The sequence below is a fragment of the Sphingorhabdus sp. EL138 genome (assembly GCF_900258045.1).
Lineage (GTDB): Bacteria > Pseudomonadota > Alphaproteobacteria > Sphingomonadales > Sphingomonadaceae > Parasphingorhabdus.
The window spans coordinates 1,271,689-1,297,823 of record NZ_OGVD01000004.1 but is presented as its reverse complement, the minus strand read 5'-3'; the positions used below and the strand labels follow the sequence as shown (position 1 = coordinate 1,297,823).

General features: G+C 53.8%; 24 protein-coding genes. 15 read left to right on the top strand and 9 right to left on the bottom strand.

Features of this window, described 5'->3' with window-relative positions; all coding sequences use genetic code 11:
* Window positions 1-67 precede the first annotated feature (67 nt).
* From DK507_RS16180 to pnp, 6 genes are all read left to right on the top strand, one after another.
* Window positions 68-646: a thymidine kinase gene (locus DK507_RS16180; protein WP_109357320.1), complete on the top strand. Its 579-nt coding sequence runs from the start codon at window positions 68-70 to the stop codon at window positions 644-646.
* Window positions 639-1,184, top strand: coding sequence for a GNAT family N-acetyltransferase (locus DK507_RS16175; RefSeq protein WP_109357319.1), 546 nt, complete (start codon window positions 639-641; stop codon window positions 1,182-1,184). The genes DK507_RS16180 and DK507_RS16175 overlap by 8 nt, the downstream gene beginning before the upstream one ends.
* Before the next feature lie 77 nt (window positions 1,185-1,261).
* Window positions 1,262-1,774 carry a DUF2239 family protein gene (locus tag DK507_RS16170; RefSeq protein ID WP_109357318.1) on the top strand — a complete coding sequence of 171 codons (513 nt, stop codon included), beginning with the start codon at window positions 1,262-1,264 and terminating at the stop codon, window positions 1,772-1,774.
* A 22-nt stretch (window positions 1,775-1,796) separates the two neighbouring features.
* The gene (gene truB, locus DK507_RS16165; RefSeq protein ID WP_109357317.1) at window positions 1,797-2,861 is read left to right on the top strand and encodes a tRNA pseudouridine(55) synthase TruB; all 1,065 of its coding nucleotides are present in this window, start codon (window positions 1,797-1,799) and stop codon (window positions 2,859-2,861) included.
* Between the two features lie 25 nt (window positions 2,862-2,886).
* Window positions 2,887-3,156: a 30S ribosomal protein S15 gene (rpsO, locus tag DK507_RS16160; RefSeq protein WP_109357316.1), complete on the top strand. Its 270-nt coding sequence runs from the start codon at window positions 2,887-2,889 to the stop codon at window positions 3,154-3,156.
* 174 nt (window positions 3,157-3,330) lie between these two features.
* Window positions 3,331-5,598: a polyribonucleotide nucleotidyltransferase gene (pnp, locus tag DK507_RS16155; protein WP_109357315.1), complete on the top strand. Its 2,268-nt coding sequence runs from the start codon at window positions 3,331-3,333 to the stop codon at window positions 5,596-5,598.
* 51 nt (window positions 5,599-5,649) lie between these two features.
* Here the strand turns inward: pnp and DK507_RS16150 are convergent, their stop codons facing one another.
* Entirely contained in the window at window positions 5,650-7,383 is a 1,734-nt protein-coding gene (locus DK507_RS16150; protein ID WP_109357314.1) for an FAD-dependent oxidoreductase, read from the bottom strand.
* 181 nt (window positions 7,384-7,564) lie between these two features.
* Between DK507_RS16150 and DK507_RS16145 the strand changes: the two genes are divergently transcribed.
* The 7 genes from DK507_RS16145 to DK507_RS16115 all read left to right on the top strand — a co-directional run bounded on the left by DK507_RS16145 (window position 7,565) and on the right by DK507_RS16115 (window position 16,751).
* Window positions 7,565-9,691 carry a hypothetical protein gene (locus DK507_RS16145; RefSeq protein ID WP_162559090.1) on the top strand — a complete coding sequence of 709 codons (2,127 nt, stop codon included), beginning with the start codon at window positions 7,565-7,567 and terminating at the stop codon, window positions 9,689-9,691.
* Window positions 9,661-10,437 (top strand): DUF3142 domain-containing protein, encoded by a 777-nt coding sequence (locus DK507_RS16140; RefSeq protein WP_216822399.1) that lies wholly within the window; start codon window positions 9,661-9,663, stop codon window positions 10,435-10,437. The genes DK507_RS16145 and DK507_RS16140 overlap by 31 nt, the downstream gene beginning before the upstream one ends.
* Before the next feature lie 106 nt (window positions 10,438-10,543).
* Window positions 10,544-11,326: an outer membrane protein assembly factor BamD gene (locus tag DK507_RS16135; protein ID WP_109357312.1), complete on the top strand. Its 783-nt coding sequence runs from the start codon at window positions 10,544-10,546 to the stop codon at window positions 11,324-11,326.
* A gap of 73 nt (window positions 11,327-11,399) precedes the next feature.
* Window positions 11,400-13,064 carry a DNA repair protein RecN gene (recN, locus tag DK507_RS16130; protein ID WP_109357311.1) on the top strand — a complete coding sequence of 555 codons (1,665 nt, stop codon included), beginning with the start codon at window positions 11,400-11,402 and terminating at the stop codon, window positions 13,062-13,064.
* An 18-nt stretch (window positions 13,065-13,082) separates the two neighbouring features.
* A complete protein-coding gene (locus DK507_RS16125; RefSeq protein ID WP_216822398.1) occupies window positions 13,083-13,460 on the top strand; it encodes a putative quinol monooxygenase in 378 nt (125 codons plus the stop codon).
* The gene (gene ligA / locus DK507_RS16120) at window positions 13,460-15,574 is read left to right on the top strand and encodes an NAD-dependent DNA ligase LigA (RefSeq protein ID WP_109357310.1); all 2,115 of its coding nucleotides are present in this window, start codon (window positions 13,460-13,462) and stop codon (window positions 15,572-15,574) included. Before DK507_RS16125 ends, ligA begins: the two co-directional genes overlap by 1 nt.
* A gap of 22 nt (window positions 15,575-15,596) precedes the next feature.
* Window positions 15,597-16,751: a sterol desaturase family protein gene (locus DK507_RS16115; RefSeq protein ID WP_109357309.1), complete on the top strand. Its 1,155-nt coding sequence runs from the start codon at window positions 15,597-15,599 to the stop codon at window positions 16,749-16,751.
* Between the two features lie 91 nt (window positions 16,752-16,842).
* Here the strand turns inward: DK507_RS16115 and DK507_RS16110 are convergent, their stop codons facing one another.
* Entirely contained in the window at window positions 16,843-17,700 is an 858-nt protein-coding gene (locus DK507_RS16110; protein ID WP_216822397.1) for a sterol desaturase family protein, read from the bottom strand.
* Between the two features lie 67 nt (window positions 17,701-17,767).
* Between DK507_RS16110 and DK507_RS16105 the strand changes: the two genes are divergently transcribed.
* Window positions 17,768-18,475: a Crp/Fnr family transcriptional regulator gene (locus tag DK507_RS16105; protein ID WP_109357308.1), complete on the top strand. Its 708-nt coding sequence runs from the start codon at window positions 17,768-17,770 to the stop codon at window positions 18,473-18,475.
* Between the two features lie 31 nt (window positions 18,476-18,506).
* On the opposite strand, the gene DK507_RS16100 is transcribed toward DK507_RS16105, so the two are convergent.
* Window positions 18,507-19,184 (bottom strand): TIGR02117 family protein, encoded by a 678-nt coding sequence (locus DK507_RS16100; protein ID WP_109357307.1) that lies wholly within the window; start codon window positions 19,182-19,184, stop codon window positions 18,507-18,509.
* 29 nt (window positions 19,185-19,213) lie between these two features.
* On the opposite strand from DK507_RS16100, the gene phhA reads away from it, so the two are divergent.
* Entirely contained in the window at window positions 19,214-20,110 is an 897-nt protein-coding gene (gene phhA, locus DK507_RS16095; protein ID WP_109357306.1) for a phenylalanine 4-monooxygenase, read from the top strand.
* A 4-nt stretch (window positions 20,111-20,114) separates the two neighbouring features.
* Here the strand turns inward: phhA and DK507_RS16090 are convergent, their stop codons facing one another.
* From DK507_RS16090 to DK507_RS16070, 6 genes are all read right to left on the bottom strand, one after another.
* Window positions 20,115-21,098, bottom strand: a complete 984-nt coding sequence (locus DK507_RS16090; protein WP_109357305.1) for a 50S ribosomal protein L11 methyltransferase — start codon at window positions 21,096-21,098, stop codon at window positions 20,115-20,117.
* 27 nt (window positions 21,099-21,125) lie between these two features.
* Window positions 21,126-23,000 (bottom strand): ABC-F family ATP-binding cassette domain-containing protein, encoded by a 1,875-nt coding sequence (locus tag DK507_RS16085; protein ID WP_109357304.1) that lies wholly within the window; start codon window positions 22,998-23,000, stop codon window positions 21,126-21,128.
* A 380-nt stretch (window positions 23,001-23,380) separates the two neighbouring features.
* The gene (locus DK507_RS16080) at window positions 23,381-24,025 is read right to left on the bottom strand and encodes a glutathione S-transferase family protein (protein ID WP_162559088.1); all 645 of its coding nucleotides are present in this window, start codon (window positions 24,023-24,025) and stop codon (window positions 23,381-23,383) included.
* Between the two features lie 71 nt (window positions 24,026-24,096).
* Window positions 24,097-24,471: a hypothetical protein gene (locus DK507_RS17895; protein WP_162559087.1), complete on the bottom strand. Its 375-nt coding sequence runs from the start codon at window positions 24,469-24,471 to the stop codon at window positions 24,097-24,099.
* Between the two features lie 115 nt (window positions 24,472-24,586).
* Window positions 24,587-25,255 carry an MnmC family methyltransferase gene (locus DK507_RS16075; protein WP_109357302.1) on the bottom strand — a complete coding sequence of 223 codons (669 nt, stop codon included), beginning with the start codon at window positions 25,253-25,255 and terminating at the stop codon, window positions 24,587-24,589.
* The gene (locus DK507_RS16070; protein ID WP_109357744.1) at window positions 25,252-25,971 is read right to left on the bottom strand and encodes an SDR family NAD(P)-dependent oxidoreductase; all 720 of its coding nucleotides are present in this window, start codon (window positions 25,969-25,971) and stop codon (window positions 25,252-25,254) included. The genes DK507_RS16075 and DK507_RS16070 overlap by 4 nt, the downstream gene beginning before the upstream one ends.
* Window positions 25,972-26,135 lie beyond the last annotated feature (164 nt).

Here is a 26,135-nt window from a genome sequence, read left to right as displayed (position 1 = left end):
GAACTTGTTTCAGTGTCATGGCGAATGTTGAAACTAGTTCGGCATGACGAAAGACTGAGGCAATCCCATGGCCAAGCTCTATTTCTACTACAGCTCGATGAATGCGGGTAAATCAACCACATTGCTGCAAGCCGATTTCAACTATCGTGAACGCGGCATGCGCACGATGCTGTGGACGGCGGCGCTTGATGACCGGGAAGATGCTGGTTGGATCAACTCACGTATCGGTCTGAAGAAAAAAGCACATCTCTTTGAAAATGATACAGATATGCTCGCTGAAATCAGTACGGAGCATGATGAGAATACGCTGGATTGCGTGTTGATTGACGAAGCCCAGTTCATGACCAAGGATCAGGTCTTTCAGGTTGCCCTGGTTGCAGATCAGCTACGTATTCCCGTTCTGGCTTATGGCTTGCGCACGGATTTTCAGGCGGCTCTATTTCCCGGCAGTGCCCAATTGCTGGCGATCGCGGACGAGCTGGTCGAAATCAAAGCGGTCTGTGAATGCGGTAGCAAGTCCACAATGAACATGCGTGTCGATGAAGGGGGCAATCCCGTTCTGGCGGGTCAACAGACCGCAATTGGTGGCAATGAGTTATATGTCGCGCTGTGCCGCAAGCATTTCATGGAAAAGCTCAATGGCTGAATTGTCGGCCGTACTGGAGGAAGGTTCGGTCCGTCTGGAACCATTGGCCCAGCACCATATCGAACCGCTGCGTGCGGCCTGCGCAGAGGATCAGGAGATCTGGGACATTTACCCGGTCTCGATGCTGGATGAACATTTCGACAAGGCGATGAAGGCTTTTCACAGTACGGACAACTGGGTGCAACTCGCTGTGATAAATACCGAGACTGGCAAGCTGGTTGGCATGAGCAATTATATCAATGCCGATCCCAAGACCAAAGTCACCGAAATAGGTGGCACCTATATCGCACCATCAGTGCGCGGCAGCGGCTTTAACGATGTGATGAAAAAGCTGATGATCGATCACGCCTTTGCCTGCGGCTTTACCCGCATCGAATTTCGCGTGGATACGCGTAACAAGCGGTCCATGGCGGCGGTGCTCAAACTGGGTGCCAAGCATGAAGGAACGCTTAGGAAAAACCGGATTACCTGGACTGGCTATATTCGCGATACGGCAGTATTTGGCCTGCTCCAGGAGGAGTGGGGAAAGCCCGTTTAAGCCGGTAAGAATATTTTACCCGGGTATATTGACTCTAATATTATCAGGGTATAAATGCGCGTCCGAAAGGATTACCCATGACAACCTATACAGCATTTTCGGAAGCAAACTGGTTAGCGACAGGGTCGCGCTCCGAGATTATTGACACTTTGCGGGCTTTGCCTGCGGTCAAGCGGAGTTCCGACATTTTGGTTTTCGATGACGAGACCGGCAGCCAGATAGATTTTGATTTGCGGGCTACCAACGAAACAGAAGCGCCGACTAAGCGGGGGCGGCCAAAACTTGGCGTGGTTTCCAAGGAGGTTACCTTGCTTCCACGGCATTGGGACTGGCTTGGAAAACAATCCGGTGGAGCGTCAGCGACATTGCGCCGATTGGTTGATCAGGCAAGAAAAACAGGCTTGGATAAACGAAAGGGACAAGATGCGGCCTATCATTTCCTGACTGTCATCGCGGGGGATTGGCCGCAATTTGAGGAAGTCATAAGGGCGCTTTATGCAGATGACCGCGAACGTTTTGAATTGCTGTCCAAACAATGGTCGGCTTCGGTCCGTGATCACGCTATCGGTCTGGCATGGCCGAATTCCTGATGCAATATTCTAGGAAATATATTTGAAACCGCACGGCTGGATCATTCTCGACAAACCGTTGGAACTGGGATCAACGCAAGCCGTTGGTGCGGTTAAACGCAATATGCGTGAGGCCGGGCTTCTCGGTAAGGGCAAGGACAAGACCAAGGTTGGTCATGGCGGGACGCTGGACCCACTGGCGACTGGGGTTTTGCCGATTGCCATAGGCGAGGCGACCAAGCTGTGCGGGCGTATGCTGGACGCGTCGAAAATCTATGAGTTTACGATTGCTTTCGGAAAAGAGACCGAGACGTTGGACGCTGAAGGGGAGGTGTCTGAAACCTCTGACAATTTTCCGACCTTGGTTGAGGTGAAGGCTGTCTTGCCCCAATTTACCGGGCAAATTGATCAGATACCGCCCAAATATTCGGCGCTGAAAATTGATGGCAAGCGCGCTTACGATCTGGCGAGGGCCGGCGAAGCGGTTGAGATGAAGATGCGGGCGGTGGAGATATATGCCCTTTCCATTTCCTCTCCCCCGGAGGGAGAGGACAGCGATGCTTATGAGCAAAGCGAGTTAGCTAAGCTTGGAGAGAGGAAGAGAGGGAGCGCCAAGCCAGCCCCCTCGCCAACTCGACTAGGGCAGCAAGCTGTCAAGTCTCCGTTTCCTCTCCCTCAAGGGGAGAGGATTGATTCTGTGACTCTCACAGCCAATGTTTCCAAAGGCACCTATATCCGCTCTCTGGCCCGCGATATTGCGCGTGCGCTTGGTACTTTTGGCCATGTTTCCATGCTCCGCCGCACAAAGGCGGGGCCGTTTACGCTCAATCATGCGATTTCGCTGGACAAACTCAATGAAATTGGTAAGGGCGCGGACATTAAAGATTGTCTCTTGCCGCTTGAGGCGGGGCTGGACGACATCCCGGCTTTTGACCTCACTCCTGATCAGGCAAGACTGCTTCGACAAGGCCAAGTGCTGGACGAACAGGAATTGATCGGGAACCCGCCAAATGACGGGCTTTTTCTAGCGACCGAAGATGGTTCTCCGGTTGCCTTGGCAGAGCTTGTTGTTGGAACCGTAAAGGTTGTTCGCGGATTTAATATGTAAAGATGTTCGAAGGAAAAATTAGATTATGACGATTACCGCAGAAAAAAAACAGGAACTGATTGAAAAATTCGCCCAGACAAAAGGCGATACCGGTTCCCCGGAAGTTCAGGTTGCGATCCTCACCGAGCGTATCGTGAACCTGACCGAGCATTTCAAAGGCCACCACAAGGATAACCACTCCCGTCGTGGTTTGCTGATGATGGTCAACAAGCGTCGCAGCTTGCTGGACTATCTCCGCAAGAAAGATGCGGGACGCTATTCCAAGTTGATTAAAGACCTTGGTCTCCGGAAATAAGAGTTTCGAAGACGGCCTCCTTGCGGGGCCGTTTTCTTATTGGGCGTTGCAGCAATAAGGCAGCAATGCTCCACACAAGGGGCACAAATGACCCCGAACCGCTGTTCAGCCGGATTGCTGGACAAATGAAAGCCCCCGCACTGCATAGGGCAGGCGGGACAAAGGAAAATACGAATGTTTGATGTAAAGAAAGTTGAAATGGAGTGGGGCGGACAGACCCTCACCCTCGAAACGGGCCGTATTGCCCGTCAGGCTGATGGCGCGGTACTCGCGACCCTCGGCGAAACGGTTGTTCTCTGTGCAGTGACAGCCGCCAAATCGGTACGCGAAGGACAGGATTTCTTCCCGCTGACCGTACACTATCAGGAAAAATTCTCAGCCGCTGGTCGTATTCCGGGCGGTTTCTTCAAGCGTGAAGGCCGCGCGACGGAAAAAGAAACACTGACATCGCGTTTGATTGACCGTCCTTGCCGCCCGCTGTTCCCCGAAGGTTTCTACAACGAAATCAACGTGATCTGTCAGGTGATGAGCTATGACGGTCAGAACGAACCCGATATTCTGGCGATGGTTGCGGCTTCTGCTGCGCTGACCATTTCCGGCGTTCCTTTCATGGGGCCCATTGGTGCGGCTCGTGTCGGTTACAAAGAAGGCGAATATCAGCTGAACCCATCCATGGAAGAAGTTGCCGAGGGCGATCTCGATCTGGTTGTTGCGGCGACACCTGGCGCTGTAATGATGGTGGAATCGGAAGCCAAAGAGCTTTCCGAAGATGTCATGCTTGGTGCCGTTCAATTTGCGCATGAAGCATCCAAGGATGTCGCGAACCTGATCATCGAGCTTGCTGAACAGGCTGCGAAAGAGCCTTGGGAACTGGCTTCTGCCGAAGACAATAGCGACATCAAAGAAGACCTGCGCAAGCTGGTTGGTGACGATATTGCTGCGGCTTACAAGAAAACCGACAAATCAGAGCGTAGCGACGCGTTGAATGCGGTTCGCGAAAAAGCCAAAGAGAAATATGCCGAAGAAGAAGGTCAGGTTCAAATGACCGCTGGCAAGATGGTCAAGAAGCTGGAAGCGGAAATCGTTCGCGGTGCGATCATCAAGGACGGCACGCGTATTGATGGCCGTAAGCTGGATCAGGTTCGCCCGATCGAAGCCATGGTTGGCTTGCTGCCGCGGACCCACGGTTCGTCCTTGTTCACCCGTGGTGAAACACAGGCGATTGTAACCACGACGCTTGGCACCAAAGATGCCGAGCAGATGATCGATGGCTTGGACGGATTGAGCTACAGCAACTTCATGCTGCACTATAACTTCCCGCCTTATTCGGTTGGCGAAGTGGGCCGTTTCGGTTTTACCAGCCGCCGGGAAACCGGTCATGGTAAGCTCGCTTTCCGCGCGCTGCGTCCGGTATTGCCGACAGTGGATGATTTCCCTTACACAATCCGTGTGCTGTCTGACATCACCGAGTCCAACGGTTCTTCTTCCATGGCGACCGTTTGTGGTGGTTCACTTGCAATGATGGACGCTGGTGTGCCATTGGCGCGTCCGGTTTCCGGTATTGCGATGGGTCTGATCCTGGAAGGCGAAGATTTCGCCGTTCTCTCCGACATTCTCGGCGACGAAGATCATCTCGGCGACATGGACTTCAAGGTGGCCGGTACCGAAAAAGGTATCACGTCGCTTCAGATGGACATCAAGGTTGCCGGCATTACGCAGGAAATCATGAAGTCTGCTCTGGAACAAGCCAGCGGCGGCCGTGCACATATCCTTGGCGAAATGAGCAAAGCTCTGTCATCGGTTCGTACCGAAATGTCCGAGCATGCTCCGCGTATCGAAACGCTGCAGATCAACAAAGAGAAGATCCGCGACGTTATTGGTACCGGCGGTAAAGTGATCCGCGAAATCGTGGCCGAAACCGGCGCGAAGGTCGACATTGACGATGAAGGCCTGATCAAGGTTTCATCCTCCGACAAGTCGCAGATCGAAGCAGCTCTGAAATGGATCGAAGGCATTGTGGAAGAAGCCGAAGTTGGCAAAATCTACGAAGGCAAGGTCGTGAACCTCGTCGACTTTGGTGCGTTCGTGAACTTCATGGGCGGTAAAGACGGCCTCGTCCACGTCTCTGAAATCAAGAATGAGCGTGTCGAGAAGGTTGCTGATGAACTGTCCGAAGGTCAGGAAGTCAAGGTCAAGGTTCTCGAGATTGACCAGCGCGGCAAAGTTCGCCTGTCGATGCGGGTTGTCGATCAGGAAACCGGTGAAGAGCTGGAAGACACGCGTCCTCCACGCGAAAGCAAACCGCGCGGTCCGCGCCGGGATGGCGGCGGTGGCCGTGGTCGGGGACGTGACGGCGGTGGACGCGGTCGTGGCCGAAACAATGACGGTCCAAAAGATGAGGGCGGCGATATTCCATTGCCAAGCTCGATCACCGAAGACTAGGTCTTTGCAAAGATTGCATGAAAAGGGCTCTGCGAAAGCGGGGCCCTTTTTCTATGTCATTTCCAATTGGCTCTTAACTTGCTCGGCCTCTTTCTGATCGGCCAGAAATTTGTGCACAGCCTGAATAACCACAGACCCTTCGCCGACGCCGGATGCCACCCGCTTGACCGAGCCGGACCGGACATCACCTACAGCGACAACACCGGGGCGACTTGTCATATAGGGACTGTCGGTTGGCTCGCCCTGACAATCACTGCCTGTGCGAATGAAACCGCAACCGTCCAATTGCAGGCAGTCGCCAATCCAATCGGTATTCGGAACTGCACCGATCATGACGAAGACATTTCGGATATCCTTGTCCTCAATGCCATCAGGCCCTTTCCAGCGGAGGTATTCCAGATGGTTTTTGCCGATCAGTTCCGTGATTGCCGTTCCAAATCGTATCGTGACCTTGGGCGATGCCTCAAGACGATCGATAAGATAGCTCGACATGCTGGCGGCCAGACTGTCGCTGCGGATCAGCAGGTGGACATGTTTAGCGGTCTGGGAGAGGAACATGGCGGCTTGTCCGGCACTGTTGCCGCCGCCGATAACCGCCACTTCTTCATCATGGCATAGTTTCGCTTCCATTGGAGTAGCTGCATAATGAATGCCCTGACCTTCAAACTTTTCGTCATTTTCCAGGTTCAGTTTGCGGTAACTGGCGCCCGTCGCGATAACCAAGGCCCGGGCGCAGATGGCTTCATCACCTTCCAGCTTGACCTTGTTGTAATCGCCATCGCAATCCAACCCCACCGCGTTGCGTGAAATGGCGAGCTTTGCGCCGAATTTCTGGGCCTGTATCTGGGCGCGTCCGGCCAGTGCCTGTCCCGAAATCCCTGTTGGGAAGCCCAGGTAATTTTCGATTTTGGAACTTGTACCTGCCTGACCGCCCGGTGCCAGCTTCTCGACTATGATAGTCTCCAGCCCTTCTGAGGCTCCGTACACGGCTGCTGCGAGGCCGGAAGGCCCTGCACCGATAACGGCAAGATCGTAAAGATGGTCAGGGCGCAATTCTTCGGTCAAGCCCAGCGCATCGGCCAGTTCCTTATCTGATGGCGATTTTACCAGTTTTCCGTCCGGCAGAATGACTACCGGCAGGTCACCGCGATCAATGCTAAATCCTTCCATCGCGCTCGCGCTGTCCTCATCGGCATCAATATCCAGCATGCGGTGCGGATAGCCATTGCGGGTCAGGAACCGATCAATTTGAAGCGTGACAGCATCTTGCTTGCGCCCGATCACTGTAACGCCGCCCTGTGCATGCTGGATCAGTCCCACCCGGCGCAGAATGAAGGCGCGCATGATGATTTCGCCAATATCCGGCTCGGCCACCACCATCCGGCGAAAATCGGCACGCTTGAAACGAAGAACCTCGGTTATACCCGATGCGCGCCCACTAACCAGAATTTCGCGATCATTGAACAGGTCAAGCTCGCCGGTAAACTGGTTTTTCCGGTGGACCGTAAAAACATTGGCATTGCCCTGATCATCTGTGTCGAAAATCTCGACCGCACCGGACAGGATGACGAAAAAGTCCACGCTGCGTTCGCCGCGTTCGAACAACAGAGCCCCGTCTTTCACCGTTTCCTTTTCACAGAAAGACAGCATTCGGTCGAGGTGACTCTCTTTAAGAGTGGGAAATGTCTGTTCCTCCCGCTGATAGGGATCAGCACCATCAACGGTCGGGACACCGCTATTATTTTGAGGGACAGGGTTTGTGGGGGTGTTGGGGGCGTCTGTCATAAGCTCAGTTTGCGCATTCATCGCGCAGATATCAAGACTCGGTTATCTTGCGAACAGATAGATTCAAGCAATGATCAGCACGTTTTGAAAATATTGCGACCTTGTTGTTTGTGGGGCCCAAGGTAAACTCAAATCTATCGAGTCCGGTGTTTCGGGCGATCAAAGCGGATGGGGGATGGTAATGCAAAAATTTTTGCTAGCGGGGTTTGCAGCTTTCACAGCTCTCTTGTTGACCGGTCCGGCTCAGGCCAGCGGAGACTTTGGCTGCTATCCTGAATGGAAGCTTGGCACTGACGCGACTTGTTCCGGGATAGCTGTCCTCACGCCGGCTAATGATACGCGGACCAATATGATGCTGTTGCTTGCGGACCGCGTTCCCAATGCTTCCGATTTCAGCTACCCCAAAACTGATCTTTATGAAGGACAAGGGCGAAATTTCTTCCGCTGGAACACATTTGATCAGGCACTTTATCCCAAGCCTGCCCAAAAACTCGACCGGTCCCGTTTCGGCGGCTCTCGTTGCCAAAGCTATCACGCCGGAACGCAGCTGTTTGAAGCTGAACTACGCGCTGCAAAGATAAAACGGAAAGAGCAAGATGCACTGATAGCGGCTCGCTCCACTATCTTTTCGATCTGCGCTGATCCGCAGCGCGGCGGTTATTCCCGTTATTATTTTTCTGAAGAACAAAAGGCGCTGGCGAAACTGGAATGGAGTGATCCATCCAAAATGATCCGGTCAAGAAAAGGGCGAGAGTTTCTGACATATCTGCTTGGTGCGCAGGCGTTTTACATTGGTGATTTCAAGGTGGCGCATGATCGTTTTGCAGAGCTTACCAAAAGCTCGAATGGCTGGCTGAGCGAAACCGCCATTTATATGATTGGCCGTACCGAGATAAATCGTGCGCAGGTATCCGCTTTCGGTAACTGGGGTGATTTTTCAGGGCCGGACGCCGTTGACAAAATAGCGATAACGAACGCGAAAAAGGTTTTTGACGCTTACATCAAAAATTTTCCAGAAGGTCGTTACACAGCCTCGGCAAAGGGATTGATGCGGCGTATTTTCTGGCTGGCAGGGGAGAATGAAAACCTGGTTGGTGCTTACGAGAAGATGCTGGCGCAAACAAACAGTCTTGATCCTGGTGCTTTTGCAGAAGAGGTTGATGTAAAGCTGTTGTATAACGACAAGGCAAAAACGCAGGTTTCCGATCCACTGCTATTGGCGGTCATAGCCCTCCAAAAAATGCGTGAACCGGTTTACGAGGGCACGCAAATCAGCCTTGCCGAGTTAAATGGAATGAAAGATGCCTTGTCGGATAGCCCGGCAATTTACGAATTTTTGCAGGCAAGCCACGCCTTTCACGTGGAGGGTGATGCTCGCAGAGTTTTGCAACTCATTCCGGATGCCGCACGACAGCAAAACTTCAGCTATCTGCAATTCAGCCGGCAAGCGTTGCGCGGCATGGCACTTGCCCAGCTCAACGACCGTAATGAAGAAGGGTTCTGGCGAGATATGATCGCTGGCGCAAAGCAACCTTATCAGCGTCCGTTTGTTGAACTAGGACTGGCGACCAGCCTGGAATCCAAAGGTCAGGTGGACAAAGTTTTTGAGTCTGATTCCCTGGTTCAGGAGCAGACTATTCGCGAAATATTGCTGCAATATTCCGTCGGCCCTGACATCCTGCGGCGTACGGCTGGCGATCAGTCACGATCAGCGCATGAGCGGCAAGTGGCCTTATTCACCTTGCTCTACAAGCAACTGGCTAGCGGCCAATATTCGGACTTTTTGAAGGATTCCAGATCAATCCCGGCCGATGCGGTGATAAACGGATATCTGACAATGCTCCACGCCGATGAAAATGTTCCACTGGGACTATTCAACAAGGGAATTGTCGAGGATGAGTTTTCATGCCCTAGCCTGACGGCAACGGTTCGGTCGCTGGCAAAAAGCCCGAAACAGCACCGCGCGCGTCTGTGCCTGGGGGAATTTATTCGCCTGAATGGTTTCGACTATTTCAGCATGAGTAACCGCTTGCCGAAAGAAGGTGCATTGGGAAGCGCAGAATCAAAATTCGCCAGTGACGAGCTGGTGCGACAGGATATCTACAAGGACATCATTGCCGATCGGCGTGCCAACAAGGAAGATATATCCTATGCCTTGTATCGGGCAGTCTATTGCTATGCCCGCACCGGAAATAATAGCTGTGGTGGCAAATCTGTCGAAGTGTCGCAGCGTAAAGCCTGGTTCCGGCGGTTGAAAAACGGTTATCCGAATTCGAAATGGGCCAAGGCCTTGAAATATTACTGGTAGTGGACCGGCGTACCTTTCTGGGGTTCATAATTGCGATCATGTCGCTGACACTCTTGGCCTGTGAGCAGCGGGAGGTAGATCAAACAGTAAACGCCTCTGATCATGACAGTTTTTGGCTGTGGGCGGGTGTTAGGCCGCAGCCGGTTCTTGAACGTGCGAAGACCGTCTATATTCTGGAGGGCGAAGTGCGAGCGTCGGATGCAAAGACTTTGGTGTCGCTGCGGCCGGGAATTCCTGACATCAAACATGCAAAAATCTGGATGGTTATACGGGTGGAGACACTTGACTTGTCGCCGGAAGTCTATCGTCAGATATTGACCCGGCTGGGGCAGTGGTCTGCGAAAGGCAATGTTGTGGTCGGTTTACAAATTGACTTTGATGCAAATACCCGCGCGCTGGATCAATATGCGGCTTTTTTGCGCGACCTTCGGGAACAGCTTCCGGAGCAATATACCCTTGGTATTACCGGGCTGCTGGACTGGAGCGCCAATGGAGATCCTGCCGCACTAGCTTCGCTGGCTGATGTGATCGATGAGACCGTGTTTCAGGTTTATCAGGGGCGTAGCACTATACCGGGTTACGAGCGCTGGCTCGACAATATCGATGATTTGCCGATGCCGTTTCGTATTGGTCTGGTGCAAGGCGGGGAATGGCGTGCTCCCGCTTCATTGAAGCAAAATCCCAATTTTCGCGGCTATGTGGTATTTTTGGTCAATGATGCCGCTAACCAAAGTGCTGGAGAATAAAGGCATCATTCATCTTACAGATAACAAGGCCGCGTTATGCGATCCTTTAACCACGCACTCCAATAACCTGTTGGCCTGCTCAAGATTTGCGTTTAAGGGATTTGCCATGAATAGAAAAATCAGCCTCGTCCTCGCATCGACCCTGTCTCTAACAATGCTGTCTGCCTGTGCAGGGCTAGGTGGCGGAGGTGGCGGCAGTGCGGATACCCGCTATGTCGCTCGCGATGTGAACACGCTGTATAATGCTGCAAAAGACCGGCTTGATCGTGGTCAGTACAAGATCGCAGCCGCCTTGTTCGACGAGGTCGAACGCCAACACCCTTACTCGCCCTGGGCCCGCCGTGCGCAGCAGATGAGTGCGTTCAGTTATTATGTAGCCGGTGACTATAACAAGGCGATTCAATCATCGCGCCGTTTCCTGTCTATCCATCCCGGCAATAAAGACGCGCCTTATGCCTATTATCTGATCGCGCTCAGCTATTATGAGCAGATTAGTGATGTGACACGGGATCAGAAGATTACCGAACAAGCCCTTGCAACTCTGGGTGAAGTGGCGCGTCGCTATCCTAATACACGCTATGCTGCGGATGCGCTGTTGAAGATGGATCTGGTCAACGACCATCTGGCGGGTAAGGAAATGGAAATTGGCCGTTTTTACCAGCGTCGCGGCAAATGGCTGGCGGCGACAATCCGGTTTCGCACGGTTATCGACAAATATGAAACCACGACCCACTCGGCCGAGGCCTTGATGCGTTTGACGGAATCCTATTTGGCATTGGGCATTCCTGCAGAAGCGAAGAAAAGCGCAGCTGTTCTGGGTACAAATTATCCCGGCTCGAAATGGTATGAACGGGCTTATGAGCTGGTGCAAAAACACGGCGCAACCTGATCATTTGTAAATTGCCGCGTTCCAAATGTTATGGAGCGTTGCAGCTAAGATAAACGTGATTTAAGAGGGGGCTGTGCTGCAGTCCCTTTCCATTCGTGACATAGTTCTTATCGAGGCGCTGGACCTGGAATTCGGGTCTGGCTTGTCGGTGCTGACCGGCGAAACCGGGGCGGGTAAATCGATCCTGCTGGACTCACTTGGCCTGGCGTTGGGCAATCGAGCGGATAGCGGTTTGGTCCGGCAAGGAACGCAAAAGGCACAGGTGACGGCGAGCTTTGACGCGCCCACTAACGACAGCAAACTGGCGGTCTATCTCCAGGACAATGATATTGATGTGGAGCCGGGCGAGCCATTGATTATCAAACGGTCAGTCAAGGCCGATGGCGGCAGCCGGGCATTTGTCAATGATCAACCATGTTCAGCGGCTTTGTTGCGTGAAGTCGGTAGCAGGTTGATCGAAATACACGGACAGCATGATGATCGCGGTTTGATCAATCCCAAGGGCCATCGGGCTTTGCTCGATACCTATGCTGGCGCTGACGGCGCAAAAGTCAGGCAAACCTTTGAAGGTTGGCAGTCTGCAAAAGCCGTGTTGCAAACAGCGTTGGACGATCAGGAAGCGGCGGAACAGGACCGCGAATATCTTGAGCATAGCGTAGCCGAACTGTCCAAATTCGCGCCGCAAAAGGGTGAAGAACAAGAATTAGCCCTCGAGCGTGCGACGATGATGAAGGGCGAGAAGCTAACCGGTGATCTCGAAGCGATCAGAGCGGCTTTTGATGGATCAAATGGCGGTCTGGCGTCCCTGCGGGCGGCGGCGCGGCGGCTGGACCGGATTTCGGAAGATCATCCGTTGTTGGCAGAAGCGTTGCAGGCCATTGACCGCGCGGTGATCGAAGCCAGTGAGGCGGAAGAAAAGCTGAATGACGCGGCCCATGCGCTCACCTTTGATCCGCAGCGGCTCGACGACATGGAAACGCGGCTCTTTGACCTGCGTGCCTTGGCGCGCAAGCATCGGGTTGAGGGCGATGCTTTGCCGCAGTTACTGATCGACCTGGAAAGCCGGCTGGCTGCTATCAGCGACGGCGGGAAGTCGCTGGCGACGTTGGAAGCAAATGTGAAAGCCGCCCGGCAGGCCTATGTGGATGCGGCGGAGACGTTGCGGCTCAAACGGACCAAAGCGGCCAAATCACTCGACAAAGCCGTGGCCGGGGAACTCGCTCCTTTGAAGTTGGATGCCGCACGCTTTGAAACGTTGCTGGAACCGCTGGAAGAAGATCTTTGGGGTGCCAATGGCATGGACCGGATCGAATTTCTGATATCCACAAACCCCGGCGCACCCTTGGCCCCGCTGGGCAAGATCGCTTCTGGCGGTGAACTGTCGCGCTTCATATTGGCTTTAAAAGTGGCCTTGGCCGAAGAGGGCGGGGCAAAGACGATAATCTTTGACGAGGTCGACCGCGGCGTCGGCGGCGCGGTGGCCTCAGCCATTGGCGACCGGCTATCGCGCCTGTCAGACAGCGCGCAATTGCTGGTCGTGACCCACAGTCCGCAAGTCGCGTCCAAGGGTAACGCCCATATGCTGATCAACAAAAGCTCCAACGGCACGGTGTCGCGGACCGATGTCAACGCGTTGGATGACGATGGCCGTCGTCAGGAAATTGCACGGATGCTGTCAGGCGCCGACGTGACCGATGAGGCGAGGGCGCAGGCGGATCGTTTGCTGGAGGGTGTTTGAGTGGACCGGAGGCATTTAATGCAGATTTTTGGCGGTGGTTTGGTCGGGGCTGTTCTGCCAATTATTACATCAGCAGGGATTGCAAAAATGAAAGATACAGAACTCGAAAATGCTTACGGTATTATCGGTCAGATGAAAGTTGCCGAAGGCAAGCGTGATGAATTAATCTCCATTTTGGCAAAGGGGACGCGCAATATGCCGGGTAACCTGTCTTACGCGATATCGAAAGACATGAACGACGAAAATGCAATTTGGATCACCAAATACTGGGAGACCAAGGACGCGCACACGGCTTCATTACAACTGGAATCTGTACAGGAAGCGATTGGTAAAGGCAGGTCGATGATCAACGGATTTGGCCATCGGTTCGAGGTCGCACCTGTCGCTGGAATGTGATGACCTTGTCCGAAAAAACCAATCTCTCCGAAGCCGAAGCAGCCAATGAACTGATGCGTCTGGCGAGGACTATCGCCAAGCATAACAAGCTCTACCATGCGGAAGACACGCCGGAAATATCCGATGCGGATTATGATGCGCTGGTGCGGCGCAATAACGAGCTGGAAGAGGCTTTCCCGCATCTGGTGCGCGATGACAGCCCGAACAAGCTGGTCGGCGCGGCTGTCGCGGCTTCCCCGCTGTCCAAGGTGGCGCATGAGCAGCGGATGATGAGCCTCGATAATGGCTTTTCGGACGAGGATATCGCCGAATGGCTGGCGCGGGTGCGGCGGTTTTTGAATTTGCCAGAGGGCGAGCCGGTGGCGGTGACGGCGGAGGACAAGATTGATGGTCTGTCCTGCGCCTTGCGTTACGAGAAGAGCGAACTGGTACTGGCGGCGACGCGTGGTGATGGCCAGATTGGGGAGGATGTGACCGCCAATGTCCGGATGATATCGGATATCCCGCAGACTTTAGCGGGCGAAGCGCCGGATGTCTTTGAGATCCGCGGTGAAGTCTATATGGCCAAGGCTGATTTTGATGGCCTCAACACGCGCCTGATGGACGAAGGCAAGGCTGATGCTGCGGCCAAAAACACCACCTTTGATCCCGACAAAATCCGTCAGTTTGCCAATCCGCGCAATGCGGCGGCGGGTTCGCTGCGGCAGAAAGATGCCAGTATCACTGCCAAGCGTCCGCTGAAATTCTGGGCCCATGGTTGGGGTGTGGCAAGCGCCTTGCCGGGGGAAACGGCATTTGACGTCATGACAGCGATTAAAGGCTGGGGCCTTCCGCTGTCGCCTTTGGTCAAACGGTTTGAAACGCTGGAAGAAATGCTCAGCCATTACCGCCATATCGAGGCGGAACGGGCAGACCTGCCTTATGATATTGATGGGGTGGTCTATAAAGTTGACCGGCTCGATTGGCAGCAACGCCTTGGCTTTGTCGCCAAAGCGCCGCGCTGGGCACTGGCGCATAAGTTTCCAGCGGAGCGGGCGCAGACGACGCTCGAGAGCATTGATATTCAGGTGGGGCGGACAGGCAAACTCACTCCGGTTGGACGGTTGAAGCCGGTGACGGTGGGCGGTGTGGTCGTGTCTAATGTAACGCTGCACAATCGGGATGAGATTGAACGGCTGGGCGTGCGTCCGGGCGACCGTGTGGTGGTTCAGCGGGCCGGTGACGTCATCCCGCAGGTCGTAGAAAATCTGACCGCTGAGGAGAAGCGCGAGCCTTACAATTTCCCTGATCATTGCCCGGAATGTAACAGCGAGGCGGTCGCCGAAGAGGGCGAGGTGGACGTCCGTTGCACGGGCGGGCTGATTTGTCCGGCGCAGCGGTTCCAGCGGCTGGTGCATTTTGTGTCCCGCGCGGCGCTGGACATTGATGGTCTGGGCGAAAAGAGTATCGCGGAATTTATCGAAGCCGGGTTTATCGAAAGCCCTGCCGATATTTTCCGGCTGCACCAGCATCGGGATGCCATATTGGCGCGAGACGGTTGGCAGGAAAAGTCTGTGGATAATCTGTTGGCGGCTGTGGAAAAGAAACGGTCCGCTGATGCCGCACGCCTGCTATTTGGTCTGGGTATCCGCCATATCGGCGCGGTAACGGCGCGGGATCTGATGAAAAATTTCACAACGCTGCCCAAATTGGCTGAAATCGGCATAACAGCGCGCGAGGATGAGGCGATCCGTGAAGAGATAACCGCCATTGACGGGGTCGGACCAACGGTCGCGCAAGCATTGGCGGATTTCTTCCATGAGCCTCATAATCGTGCGGTTTGGGAGGATTTGCTGAGCGAGGTCACGCCGCCGGATTATATCGTCGAGACCCGGGACAGCGCTGTGGCCGGGAAAACCGTTGTCTTCACAGGCAAGCTTGAAACCATGAGCCGCGATGAGGCCAAGGCGCAGGCCGAGGCATTGGGAGCAAAAGCATCGGGTTCGGTTAGTGCGAAGACCGACTTGCTCGTCGCAGGACCGGGCGCAGGATCAAAAATGAAAAAGGCCGCCGAACTCGGCATTGAAGTGATTGACGAAGCGGCATGGGCGGACATTGTGAAGGCGGCCGGATAAGCCAAAACTTGCGAGGACAATAATGGCGAAGAAACAGGGAATATTGAAGCAGCTTGCCAAGGACCTGGAGGCACCACCTGAAGTGCGCCGTTTCGGTAGCGGTTGGTTCGCCGGCTTTTTCGCGGTCGTGATGGCCATTGCAGGGCTGGGCATGGTGATCGCGCTGCGCTTTCCCGATTGGTTCGCCACTCCGGAATTGCAGGCCGTGAAGGACTGGACCGGTTTTCGCGGAGTGGTTCACCTGTTGTTGCTGGGTTCCTATGCGCTGGCGCTGCTGAGCCTGCTGCTGCGCCCCCGCAAGTCTCTCGGTTTTTTTGCTCTCGCCATTGGTATTACTGCTGCGTTTCTGGGAGGGGCCAATGTGCAGCCGGAAGATACGAGAAGCTGGGGCATATTTTTCGGCCTAGACTTTTTCATCGTCAATATGGTGGCCACTGGACTGATGTTCGCGCCTTTGGAAAGGATATTGCCGCATAAACGGTCGCAACGTCTGTTCCGCATCGAATGGCGAGAGGATCTGTTTTACTATCTGATCAGCTCGATGATGGTGCAGGCTTTGACCTTTCTGGCGCTGGCCCCGTCCAACGTCGTGGTGGCCAATACGAACAGCTGGGATGCATTCCGGGCGATGGTCGCCTCCATCCCGTGGATATTGCAGTTTCTGATCGTCCTGGTGCTGACCGATCTGGTGCAATATTTCTTTCATCGGACCTTTCACCGGTTCCCGTTTCTCTGGGGCTTTCATGCGGTGCATCATTCGGCCAAATCGATGGACTGGCTGGCCGGTGCGCGGATGCATTTCATCGAGATCATATTGCTGCGCGGTATCACATCCTTGCCGATGATGACCCTGGGGTTCAGCCCGTCCGTGCTGCAGGCCTATATCGCATTCGTCTATATCTACTCGTCCCTGCTGCACGCGAATATCAAGGGTGATTTCAACTGGCTGGGTCACTGGATTGCAACACCGCGCTTTCACCATTGGCATCATGGACTGGAACGGGAGGCGTTTGATGTGAATTTTGCGATCCATTTTCCGTGGATCGACAAGCTGTTCGGGACCTTCTATCTGCCGCCATCCAAATGGCCGGAAGGCTATGGGATACCGGAAGATGTGCCTAAGGGTTATTTGAAGCAGTTTGCTTATCCGCTGACGCGCAAGAAGCCGGATTATTGAGTGCTGTGCGAAATCTTCTGAACCGGGAAAAGTCCAAGGCGACTGACGGTTTTCCCCCATCCGTCAGCCGCCCTGGTCCCACCCCAACCTGTTAACCGGCCTTCGCCGCAGCTTCCTTGGCTGCGAGTTCTTTTACCCCGTAGCCGCCATCCGTATTCTCAGGAAAAAGCGGCCAGGCCAGTTGCTGACCAAGGGTTGCCGGTGCAAGATTTTCGACGCCATAACTGTCCGGGTAGCGGCGCGTGATTTTCGCTGTGCCGAACAGGACGTCCCAGAAGAAAAGAAGATTGCCGTAATTGCCTTTATAGTTGGTCGCGCCATCTTCCATGTGGCGGCCGTGATGGGCATGGTGCGTTGCGGGTGTCGAGATGGTTCTTTCCACAAGCCACATTACGGGTGATAGCCATTTGATTTTATAAAGCGGTTCATCCCAGGCAACATCACTATGTGCGCCAATGATCACGGCCATTTTGACAATGATATAACCGACATAGACCCAGCCCAGGCCAAGATAGATGAGTACACCGGAAAACCAGATGCTCGGCATCAGCAGATAATAGAATATGTTGTTCCGGTAAACGAGACGGATGCTCATATATTTGGCATTATGATGTGCCCGGTGGAGGTTGTAGAGAAACGGGATCTGGTGTGACAGCCGGTGCAGCCAGTATTGCATCATATCGTCAAAGACCAGGAACAGCGCGATGGCTGCGAGAATCGGGATGTTGGTCAGTGCGCCGGCCCATTGAGGGGCGACAGCACCCATCAGGAATTGCGCGGATACAATGATCATGGGCTGGGTGAAAATGAGCAAAACGGCCGAGCCGATAATCTCTACCATCGCATCGTCGAAATTTTGCTCGGGCTTTGCGAACAGCTTGGTGCGGAACAGTTCGAGCAGGCCGAACAGCGCGAAAATACCCACAATAGCAAATATCTCTGGCCTCACTGCCGGGCTCCTCGACCTTAAAACGTCTTGAAATCGATCCGCTGATAGCAGATAGCTGGTTTCTCAAATGCTAAGAGGTTTACAATTGGTTGAATCAGGCCATTTCTCCCGGTCTACTTTTGCGGCTGCCGGATTTGTGACAGCGTTACCCGAAGATGTTCGCTGCCGCCTTTTAAATCTCGGACTAGTACGTCAATTCGCAAAAGGAGAATTGATCCAGCAGCGCGGTGATCCGGGCAAGGAGTTCTGGCATATTCGCAGCGGCAACGTTCAAATCGGCCGCTATTCCTTTGATGGCAAATTGTCGATCTTTGCGGTGCTGGGACCGGGTGAAAGTTTTGGAGAGCAGGCATTTCTCGGCGAATTTCCGAGGATGGTAGACGCCATTGCCGGTAATGACGTGACACTGGTTCGGATTGGCGAAAAAGAGCTTCAAGAAGCCATCACGTCCGATCCGCGTGTGGCGAGGATATTGCTGAAAACAATGGCTCATATGGTGCAACAGGCCTTCGACCTTGTCAATGCAGGGCGCAATCTGTCTACGGTCGAACGCGTTGCCCGGGCCCTGTTAGGTCTTTGCGAGGGGGAGGGGCACACAGTCTCGATATCGATTACTCAGCAGGAGCTTGCCGATCTGGTCGGCGTATCAAGGGTTTCGCTCGGCAAAGCGCTGGGCAAACTTGAGCAATCAGGTAATATAGAACGAAACTATGGGGAAATAGTCGTGCTGAATCCGCTGCTCTCCCGGCGACGCCATCATTCCGCAACCTTATAGCTTGTCAATTTGATTTGCCCATTTTCGAAAATCATTCCAAAAACCATCGCATCACGCCGCCCTGAAAAGGAGTCCAGATTCCGGTTCTGATACCTGCTTTACGCAAGACGTCGCCAGTCCAGCTGTTACAAGTATAAAAGGCGTTGTAGTGGCCCCAGGACTTGTAGAACAGGTCGCTCTGGCCGTAGCCCTTGGACGGGATCGGCTGGCCAGAATCATTCAGGACAAAACGGCCTTTTATCGCAGCGACAATCAGACGATATTCAGCCTCGCTGACCCGGAAGCTCCGGCGATAATGGGGATAAGCCTGTGGATAGTTCAGGTGATAGATATGCAACAGGACGTCATCACTGCCGAATACGGCACTGGCGGCGTCCTTGAAACGCAGGTCCTGCCAATATTCCGCGTTGCGATAGACACCTTCGTGACCCCAACCGACCAGAATGTGGCTGCCATATCTTGCCGGTTCACCCATATGTTCGGGACGGACCAGTTCTGACCAATCATACACATCAGTTTGAATCGGCATAATGATACCAGTATGTATACCATTGGTTTCTATGAACAATTCGATGCCATCATCCGGGCTTTTCCAGAATTGATTGGCTGGCAATATGCTGCCGAATAACGCAGCGACAAGATACAGCATGACTACAGCCACGAGACCTTTGATGATGCGTTTGGGCCATTTCATGCGAGAAGTTGCCATTGAAACCTTTTCTGCTGTAAGATGCCGTCATGTTGACAGCCCCCGACCCGGAAACCCATGTCTATGACAAGCCGCCAGCGCACGCAAATGCCGACTGGACAATAGATCAGAACTGGTCCGCTTACAGCGCCGAGGAACATGCAACCTGGGACACGCTTTTTGCGCGCCAGCGGGAAATGTTGCCAGGGCGTGCGGCGCAGGCCTTTCTTGATGGCATTGACATATTGCAACTGTCGAAACCCGGCATTCCGGATTTTGAGGAACTCAACCGGATATTGATGGATGCGACTGGCTGGCAAGTGGTGGCCGTTCCAGGTCTGGTACCGGATGACGTTTTTTTTGAGCATCTTGCCAATCGGCGCTTCGTATCCGGCAACTTCATTCGAAAACCGGATCAGCTTGATTATCTGCAGGAACCGGATATTTTCCATGATGTTTTTGGACATGTTCCAATGCTCGCGGATCAGCGCTTTGCTGACTATATGGCCGCTTATGGGCGTGGCGGCCTCAGAGCGCTGAAATTCGGGACGCTGAAACAGCTCGCCAGACTATATTGGTACACTGTCGAATTCGGCCTGATTCAGGAACCGGAAGGGCTGCGTATATATGGTGCCGGAATAGTTTCCAGCTATGGCGAAAGTGTCTTCGCACTCGATAGCGACAGCCCCAATCGTATCATGTTCGATCTGGAAAGGGTCTTGCGCACCGAATATCGGATTGATGATTTTCAGCAAAATTACTTTGTTATTCCCAGTCTCGACGAGCTGTTGCGCGTGACTGTCGAGACCGATTTCAAACCGGTTTACGAGAAAATTGCCGATATGCCGGACATTGCGATTGCCGATATTATCGACGACGACGTTGTACTGACGCGTGGCAAGCAGGACCATCCCAGTGCAAAGTCGGACAGAGCGGTTATCGTTTAACCGGTCAGCATTCTCCAAAATAGTCTGATGCCAGTGGTGATCTCAAAATCCGGTGTGTTTTAGCAGGCCCATATTCTTTTGCTTTGACGAGCGTCAGGCACGGCCATTGATTTTCCATGCGGCTATGACGCGGGCGAAAGCCTACCCGGATATAAGCATGCAGGACTTCCGCTCTCTGGGTTTCCAATAGGCCTGCAAGGACCAGAACTGTGCCGGAGGTTGCCGCTGCGGCAAGTTGCGGGGCCAGCGCGATCAGCGGACCCGCCAATATATTGGCAATGATCAGATCATAAGGCGCGCGGTCGCGAAGGGCAGGGTGATCGAGACCGTTGCTGGTCTGCAGTTGGATTGCCCGATGGGAACGGCCGATTGCGATATTATTGACTTCGGCATTTTCAGCACTGACCTGAACGGCGACGGGATCAATGTCACTGGCGATAATCCGGGATGTCGGCCAAAGATGGCGCGCAGCAAAAGCAAGCAGGCCAGTGCCTGTGCCAACATCAATAATATTGCTATAACTTTGACCTAACCGTTTCAGGCGATCAAGACTTTCAAGACATCCCTTGGTGGTCTCATGATGTCCGGTGCCAAAGGCTTGGCCGGCATCAATGCAAATATTGGTGACATTGCTATCTTTCATCGGCGCACTGTTGGACGTATGCACATAAAAACGACCGGCGCGCAGAGGTTCCAAACCTTGCTGACTCAGTGTTACCCAATCCTCGTCATCCAGCTTTTCAACTACGGGATGGACATTGACCGCCTTCGCAGACGCGGATAGTTTGGCAGTTTCTTCGAGAAATGCCGCATTGGGTTCGGCGTCACTGTATATCTCGATCACCCAGTCATCGGGTGTTTCGGGATTTGCTTCGCGTGTGACAATGGTCGGCATGCTGTCGGTCGAGCCGTCAAACAGGCTGTCCTCTGACAGTCTATCCGCCTCTTCACGCGTGCAGGGCAGGCTGATTTTCCATGTGTCGGTCAAAGGAACAGGTCCGGAGCATTACCAGCCCTAAGCATTCGCCATCTCCAGCGCTTCATTTGCTTCCAGCCAGGCGGCCTCATTCTGCTCCAACTCATCCTGAACCGTGGCCCGCAATTTCATCAATTCGGTCATCGTCAGGTCCGCATAGTCCTTTTCCGCACTGGCGGGATCGAACATGGCGCGATCAATACCGGACAGTTTCTTGCCGAGCATTTCTATTTTCTTTTCAGCGGTACTGGCCGTTTTGCGTAGCTCCGATTGTTGCTTGCGCCGTTCGGCGGCAAGACGTCGTTCTTCCTTGCGATTCCCGCCACCTCCGTTTGTGGCCGTCTTCACCTCTTGATTTCGCCCCAACACAAAATCGGTATAGTCGTTGAGCGAGCCGGAAAATTCCTTGGCCTTACCGCTGTCGACCATCACCAGACGGTCAGCGGTGAGTTCCAGCATGTGGCGATCATGGCTCACCATGATGACGGCACCGCTATATTCATTCAATGCGTGGACCAGCGCTTCGCGGGCGTCGACGTCAAGATGGTTTGTCGGTTCATCAAGGATCAGCAGATGCGGCGCATCGCGGGTGATCAGGGCCAGCGCCAGCCGCGCGCGTTCGCCGCCTGATAATTTGCCGACTTTCATCGTCGCCTTGTCACCGGAAAACCCGAACCGGCCCAGTTGCGCCCGGACCGCGCCCGGTTTCGCATCCTTCATCAGCCGGGTCATATGTTCCAATGGCGTATCGGTCGGGTCGAGCTCTTCCACCTGATATTGGGTGAAATAACCGACGGTCAATTTGCCGGACTTGTTCATCGCACCGGCTTTGGGATCGAGCTGGCTGGCGAGCAATCGGGCAAGCGTGGTCTTGCCATTGCCGTTGCGGCCCAGCAGCGCTGTGCGGTCGTCCGGATCGAGGCGCAGGTTCAGGCCGGACAATATGATATTGTCGCCATATCCGACGGCCGCATCATCCAGCGTGATCAGCGGCGGTTTGAGCTCGGCAGGGCTGGGAAAATGAAAGCTGAGCGAGGGATCTTCAACCGCCGCCGCAATCGGCTCCATGCGGGACAGCGCCTTGACCCGGCTCTGCGCCTGTTTGGCGCTATGGGCCTTGGCACCCCAGCGGTCGACAAAGGCCTGCAGCTTTTCACGCTGAGCCAGTTGCTTTTCCCGGGCAGCCGCCATTTGCGCCTGACGTTCGGCGCGCTGTTTCTCGAATGCGTCATAGCCGCCGGGATAGAGCGTCGTCTTCCCGCCCTGCAGATGGAGGATATGATCGACGACATTGTTGAGCAGATCCCGCTCATGGCTGATCACCAAAATCGTCGCCTGATAGCTGGTCAGGAAATTTTCCAGCCACAGGGTCGCTTCAAGATCGAGATGGTTTGACGGCTCGTCGAGCAGCAGCAGTTCAGGCTGCGAAAACAATAGTGCGGCAAGCGCGACGCGCATCCGCCAGCCGCCGGAAAAGCTGTCCATAGGTTGTTGCTGCGCTTCTTCGTCGAAACCCAGCCCGATTAGGATTTTGGCAGCACGCGCAGGCGCGCTGTGCGCTTCGATCATATTCAGCCGTTCGTGGATTTCGGCAATGCGGTGCGGATCATCTGCCGTTTCCGCTTCTGCCAACAAGTCCGCGCGTTCCATGTCGGCCGCCAGCACGGTTTCGAGCGGTGTCTCCGATCCCGCTGGAGCTTCCTGCGCTATATATCCCAAACGGGCGCCTTTTGGCATGTCGACGCTGCCATCATCCGGTTCGAGCAATCCAGCGATGACTTTCATAAGGGTCGACTTGCCCGCACCATTGCGGCCGATCATACCGACGCGCGCGCCGGGAGGCAGGGCAGCGGTCGCCCCGTCCAATATGACTGTGCCGCCAAGGCGCACCGTGATGTTGCTAAAATTCAGCATGGGCGCTCGTTAGCGGAGCTTTGGGGATTCGGCTAGTGAGAGTGGGTTTGGTGACCTCAAAGCCTCTTGCCAGAGATCCCGTTATATTAAACTATCCGCTACATCTCGAAAGTGGATAACAAGCTCGCTTCCGGTGTTCACACCCAAAGCCGGTTTTGTTTTCGATCTCGACTGGAGAAAATACTTTAGTATCAATAGTTTAACAATTAATTCGACTCTGGAGAGTGTGACCTTTCGCAAACGCCCATCAAACCGCAACACCGTCACATATTTGCTAGATTCAAAGAGCCAGCTTGAACATAACCCATGAGAGGGGCTGTAGGAAAGCAATGGGACGTCTGTTTTATCCCGAAAGCGGACACTAGAAGTATTCCCCGACTTCAGATTATGGCATCCATTCTTTCGCGCCAATCCTGCAGCGCGGCTCTATTGGAGAAAGCATTGGCAAATTCCGGTGTGGCCCCAGAAAAGCCGGTGCTACTGATACCGTAGATAGCGAAGTCAGCAACACTTGGCTGGTCAGAATAGAAAAACGGCTCCTCTTTGAGCAGTTCTGCAAGATTGTCCAATTGCCGCTCTAATTCGGCAACAAGAGTTTCGTAAGGTAACCGGCCCAGCCCTTGGCTCAACGGTTGCTTGCCAACCAGTTGGCGCAATATCGGCTTTGCAAAAAAACGGAGGGGAGCAGGAACAAACTGCCTATTTTCTTCAAGTGTCTGCGGTTCGTTTCTTGCGTTCCACCGCAGTGCCTGAACATACCAGTAAAGAGATTCATCACTCCAGTCTTCGAGCAAATATTGCTTTGCAGCGACCGCTGTGTCCTTTGAAATCAGAGGAGGCGATGGTTTTTCGATATTTAATTTGCGTAAGATTAGACTGGAGTCAAAAATCACTTCATCGCCAATCAGAACTATTGGAACCTTCCCAGTTTGAGGGTTCAGCTTCCTGAGTTCAGATATGCCTACATATTCCTGATGTTCGAAAGGAAGTTTCTTATAGGCAATCGCTGCCTTTACCTTTGTCACAAAGGGGGAGATTGATGGGCCTATGACTTTGACTATCGAGATTGACCAGCCTCCTTGCGAAACAACCGAGATTATACCCAAATTCCGGCTAACCCAAGAACGACCACTAAACCAAATAATGGGATGATTGGAAAAGTCCGTAAAGGCAATTTTGCTTTTACCGCCACGCCTATTGCTAGCGCTACCAGAGAAAAGGCTATCCCGGTTGAGACAATGGCATAGTCCAACCGCGCTGACCAAATAGCCGCTGCCGTGTAACCCAAGGCAACCACGGCAATAATTATGGTTGCAATATGCCAGCTATAGTAGGCCATCCATTTTAAATTAGGCTCCATTTCGACGCCCATGAATGGCCGGACGAACACTCTTCCGCCAGCGAATATATGGATCAGAACCGTAGCATAGCAAATCAGCGCTGCTGCCCAGTAAAATAGAGTTGTGCTCAAATCTAACCTCTCGTACTTGCCATCATTTCATATGCTTAGGGTGGCCGCGAGAGTTTGTCGATCAGCTGAATATCTAACGTCCGCTTTTGCGCCCAAAGCAGACATTGGTCGCATATTAGTTTTGCGCCAACCATATCATATGATGTGCCCCACGTTTGCCGCGGGCACGTACTGGTGCTTCCTCGACCGCGAAGCCGACATCTCTTAACCGTCTTGTGAACTTTGTGTCCGGCGCAGAGGACCAGACGGCCAATATGCCTTCTGAACGCAGTGCCCCTTTCGCGGTTTTCAAACCGGCAGTGGTATATAGGCGATCATTAGAGGCGTGGGTAATACCGTCGGGCCCATTATCTACGTCAAGCAGGATCGCGTCATAATGATTTTCATTCTGGGAAATCAGATCAAATACATCCACCGTTTCAATGGTAACACGCGGGTCGTCCAGGCTGCCATCGAATGTTTCCGCCATCGGCCCTCGTGCCCATTGCACGACAGCGGGTACCAGCTCGGCGACGATAATCTCTGCCTTTGCATCCAGTAAGGGCAGGGCGGCGCGCAGGGTAAAGCCCATGCCCATGCCGCCTATCAATATGCGTGCTGCGGTCCGGTCGGACAGACGTTCGCAGGGCAGAGTGGCGAGCGCTTCTTCTGAGCCGCTGAGGCGGCTGTTCATCAGCTCGTTACTGCCGAGCATGATTGAAAATTCATGGCCGCGCTGAAAGAGCCGAAGCTCACCCCCGCCGTTGGGAATTTCGGCTGTGTCCAAAAGAACGCGCGGTGTCACCTGACGAAGCTCGCACCATTGGCATCGAGCACTGCGCCGGTCATGGATGGCGGCGCTTCCAGTGCGCAATATTTCGCCATGGATGCAATTTCCTCTGGCTGCGCAACGCGGCCTAATGGGATGTCCTTGAGCAACTTGTCGCCGCCCCGGCTTTCCAGATAGTCCTCGGCCATGCCGGTCATGGTAAAGCCCGGACAGATGGCGAAGGCCAGAATTTCTTCATGGGCATAGGCGCGGGCGATGGTTTTGGTCATGGCGACCATTCCGCCTTTGGATGCCGCATAGTGCCAGTGATCCGGGCTGTCGCCGCGATAGGCAGCACGGCTGGCGATGTTGACAATGCGCCCGGCGGTCTCGCGCTCTTGAAAATGCTGCACGGCCAGTCGGCAAAGCTGCGCCGAGGCGGTGAGGTTGATTTGCATGGTGCGGCTCCAGCTTTCCAGCCAGTCTGCGTCGCTGCCGGTAATAGGGTTGGGATCAAAGATACCGGCATTGTTGATCAAGACATCAATCCGGCCATCCAGCCTTTCCAGTGCATCCTGCCACAATTGCGAGACTTCATCGGAGTTCGCAAAATCTGATTTCAGCAAGTCTGCCTCACCGGAAGTACTGTGCCCAGCCGCCATAACATCGGCCCCGCCGAAACTATCCAATATCGCTTTGCCAATACCGCGGCTGGCGCCAGTCACCAAAATATGTGTTTTTGCATCAGTCATGCTGCGGACGAATAAGGCCGTGATCGCAAAAGGTCCAACAAGAGATGCTAAAAGCCTCATAAATTTGACAGCACTTTCGTGATTTGCAGGCGCCAAGCAAGGATTTGCACCCAAAAAGCTGACAAGTGGGCGATAAAAACCCCGTGATCCTGTTTGCATGCTGT

Coding starts and splice junctions, on each gene's coding strand:
- DK507_RS16115 (WP_109357309.1), top strand. CDS start 15,597: ATGGCGAAGAAACAGGGAATATTGAAGCAGCTTGCCAAGGACCTGGAG.
- DK507_RS16125 (WP_216822398.1), top strand. CDS start 13,083: ATGCAGATTTTTGGCGGTGGTTTGGTCGGGGCTGTTCTGCCAATTATT.
- DK507_RS16100 (WP_109357307.1), bottom strand. CDS start 19,184: ATGGCAACTTCTCGCATGAAATGGCCCAAACGCATCATCAAAGGTCTC.
- ligA (WP_109357310.1), top strand. CDS start 13,460: ATGACCTTGTCCGAAAAAACCAATCTCTCCGAAGCCGAAGCAGCCAAT.
- DK507_RS16180 (WP_109357320.1), top strand. CDS start 68: ATGGCCAAGCTCTATTTCTACTACAGCTCGATGAATGCGGGTAAATCA.
- rpsO (WP_109357316.1), top strand. CDS start 2,887: ATGACGATTACCGCAGAAAAAAAACAGGAACTGATTGAAAAATTCGCC.
- DK507_RS16105 (WP_109357308.1), top strand. CDS start 17,768: ATGCTAAGAGGTTTACAATTGGTTGAATCAGGCCATTTCTCCCGGTCT.
- DK507_RS16135 (WP_109357312.1), top strand. CDS start 10,544: ATGAATAGAAAAATCAGCCTCGTCCTCGCATCGACCCTGTCTCTAACA.
- phhA (WP_109357306.1), top strand. CDS start 19,214: ATGTTGACAGCCCCCGACCCGGAAACCCATGTCTATGACAAGCCGCCA.
- DK507_RS16145 (WP_162559090.1), top strand. CDS start 7,565: ATGCAAAAATTTTTGCTAGCGGGGTTTGCAGCTTTCACAGCTCTCTTG.
- DK507_RS16175 (WP_109357319.1), top strand. CDS start 639: ATGGCTGAATTGTCGGCCGTACTGGAGGAAGGTTCGGTCCGTCTGGAA.
- DK507_RS16150 (WP_109357314.1), bottom strand. CDS start 7,383: ATGACAGACGCCCCCAACACCCCCACAAACCCTGTCCCTCAAAATAAT.
- DK507_RS16140 (WP_216822399.1), top strand. CDS start 9,661: ATGGGCCAAGGCCTTGAAATATTACTGGTAGTGGACCGGCGTACCTTT.
- DK507_RS16085 (WP_109357304.1), bottom strand. CDS start 23,000: ATGCTGAATTTTAGCAACATCACGGTGCGCCTTGGCGGCACAGTCATA.
- pnp (WP_109357315.1), top strand. CDS start 3,331: ATGTTTGATGTAAAGAAAGTTGAAATGGAGTGGGGCGGACAGACCCTC.
- DK507_RS16170 (WP_109357318.1), top strand. CDS start 1,262: ATGACAACCTATACAGCATTTTCGGAAGCAAACTGGTTAGCGACAGGG.
- DK507_RS16070 (WP_109357744.1), bottom strand. CDS start 25,971: ATGACTGATGCAAAAACACATATTTTGGTGACTGGCGCCAGCCGCGGT.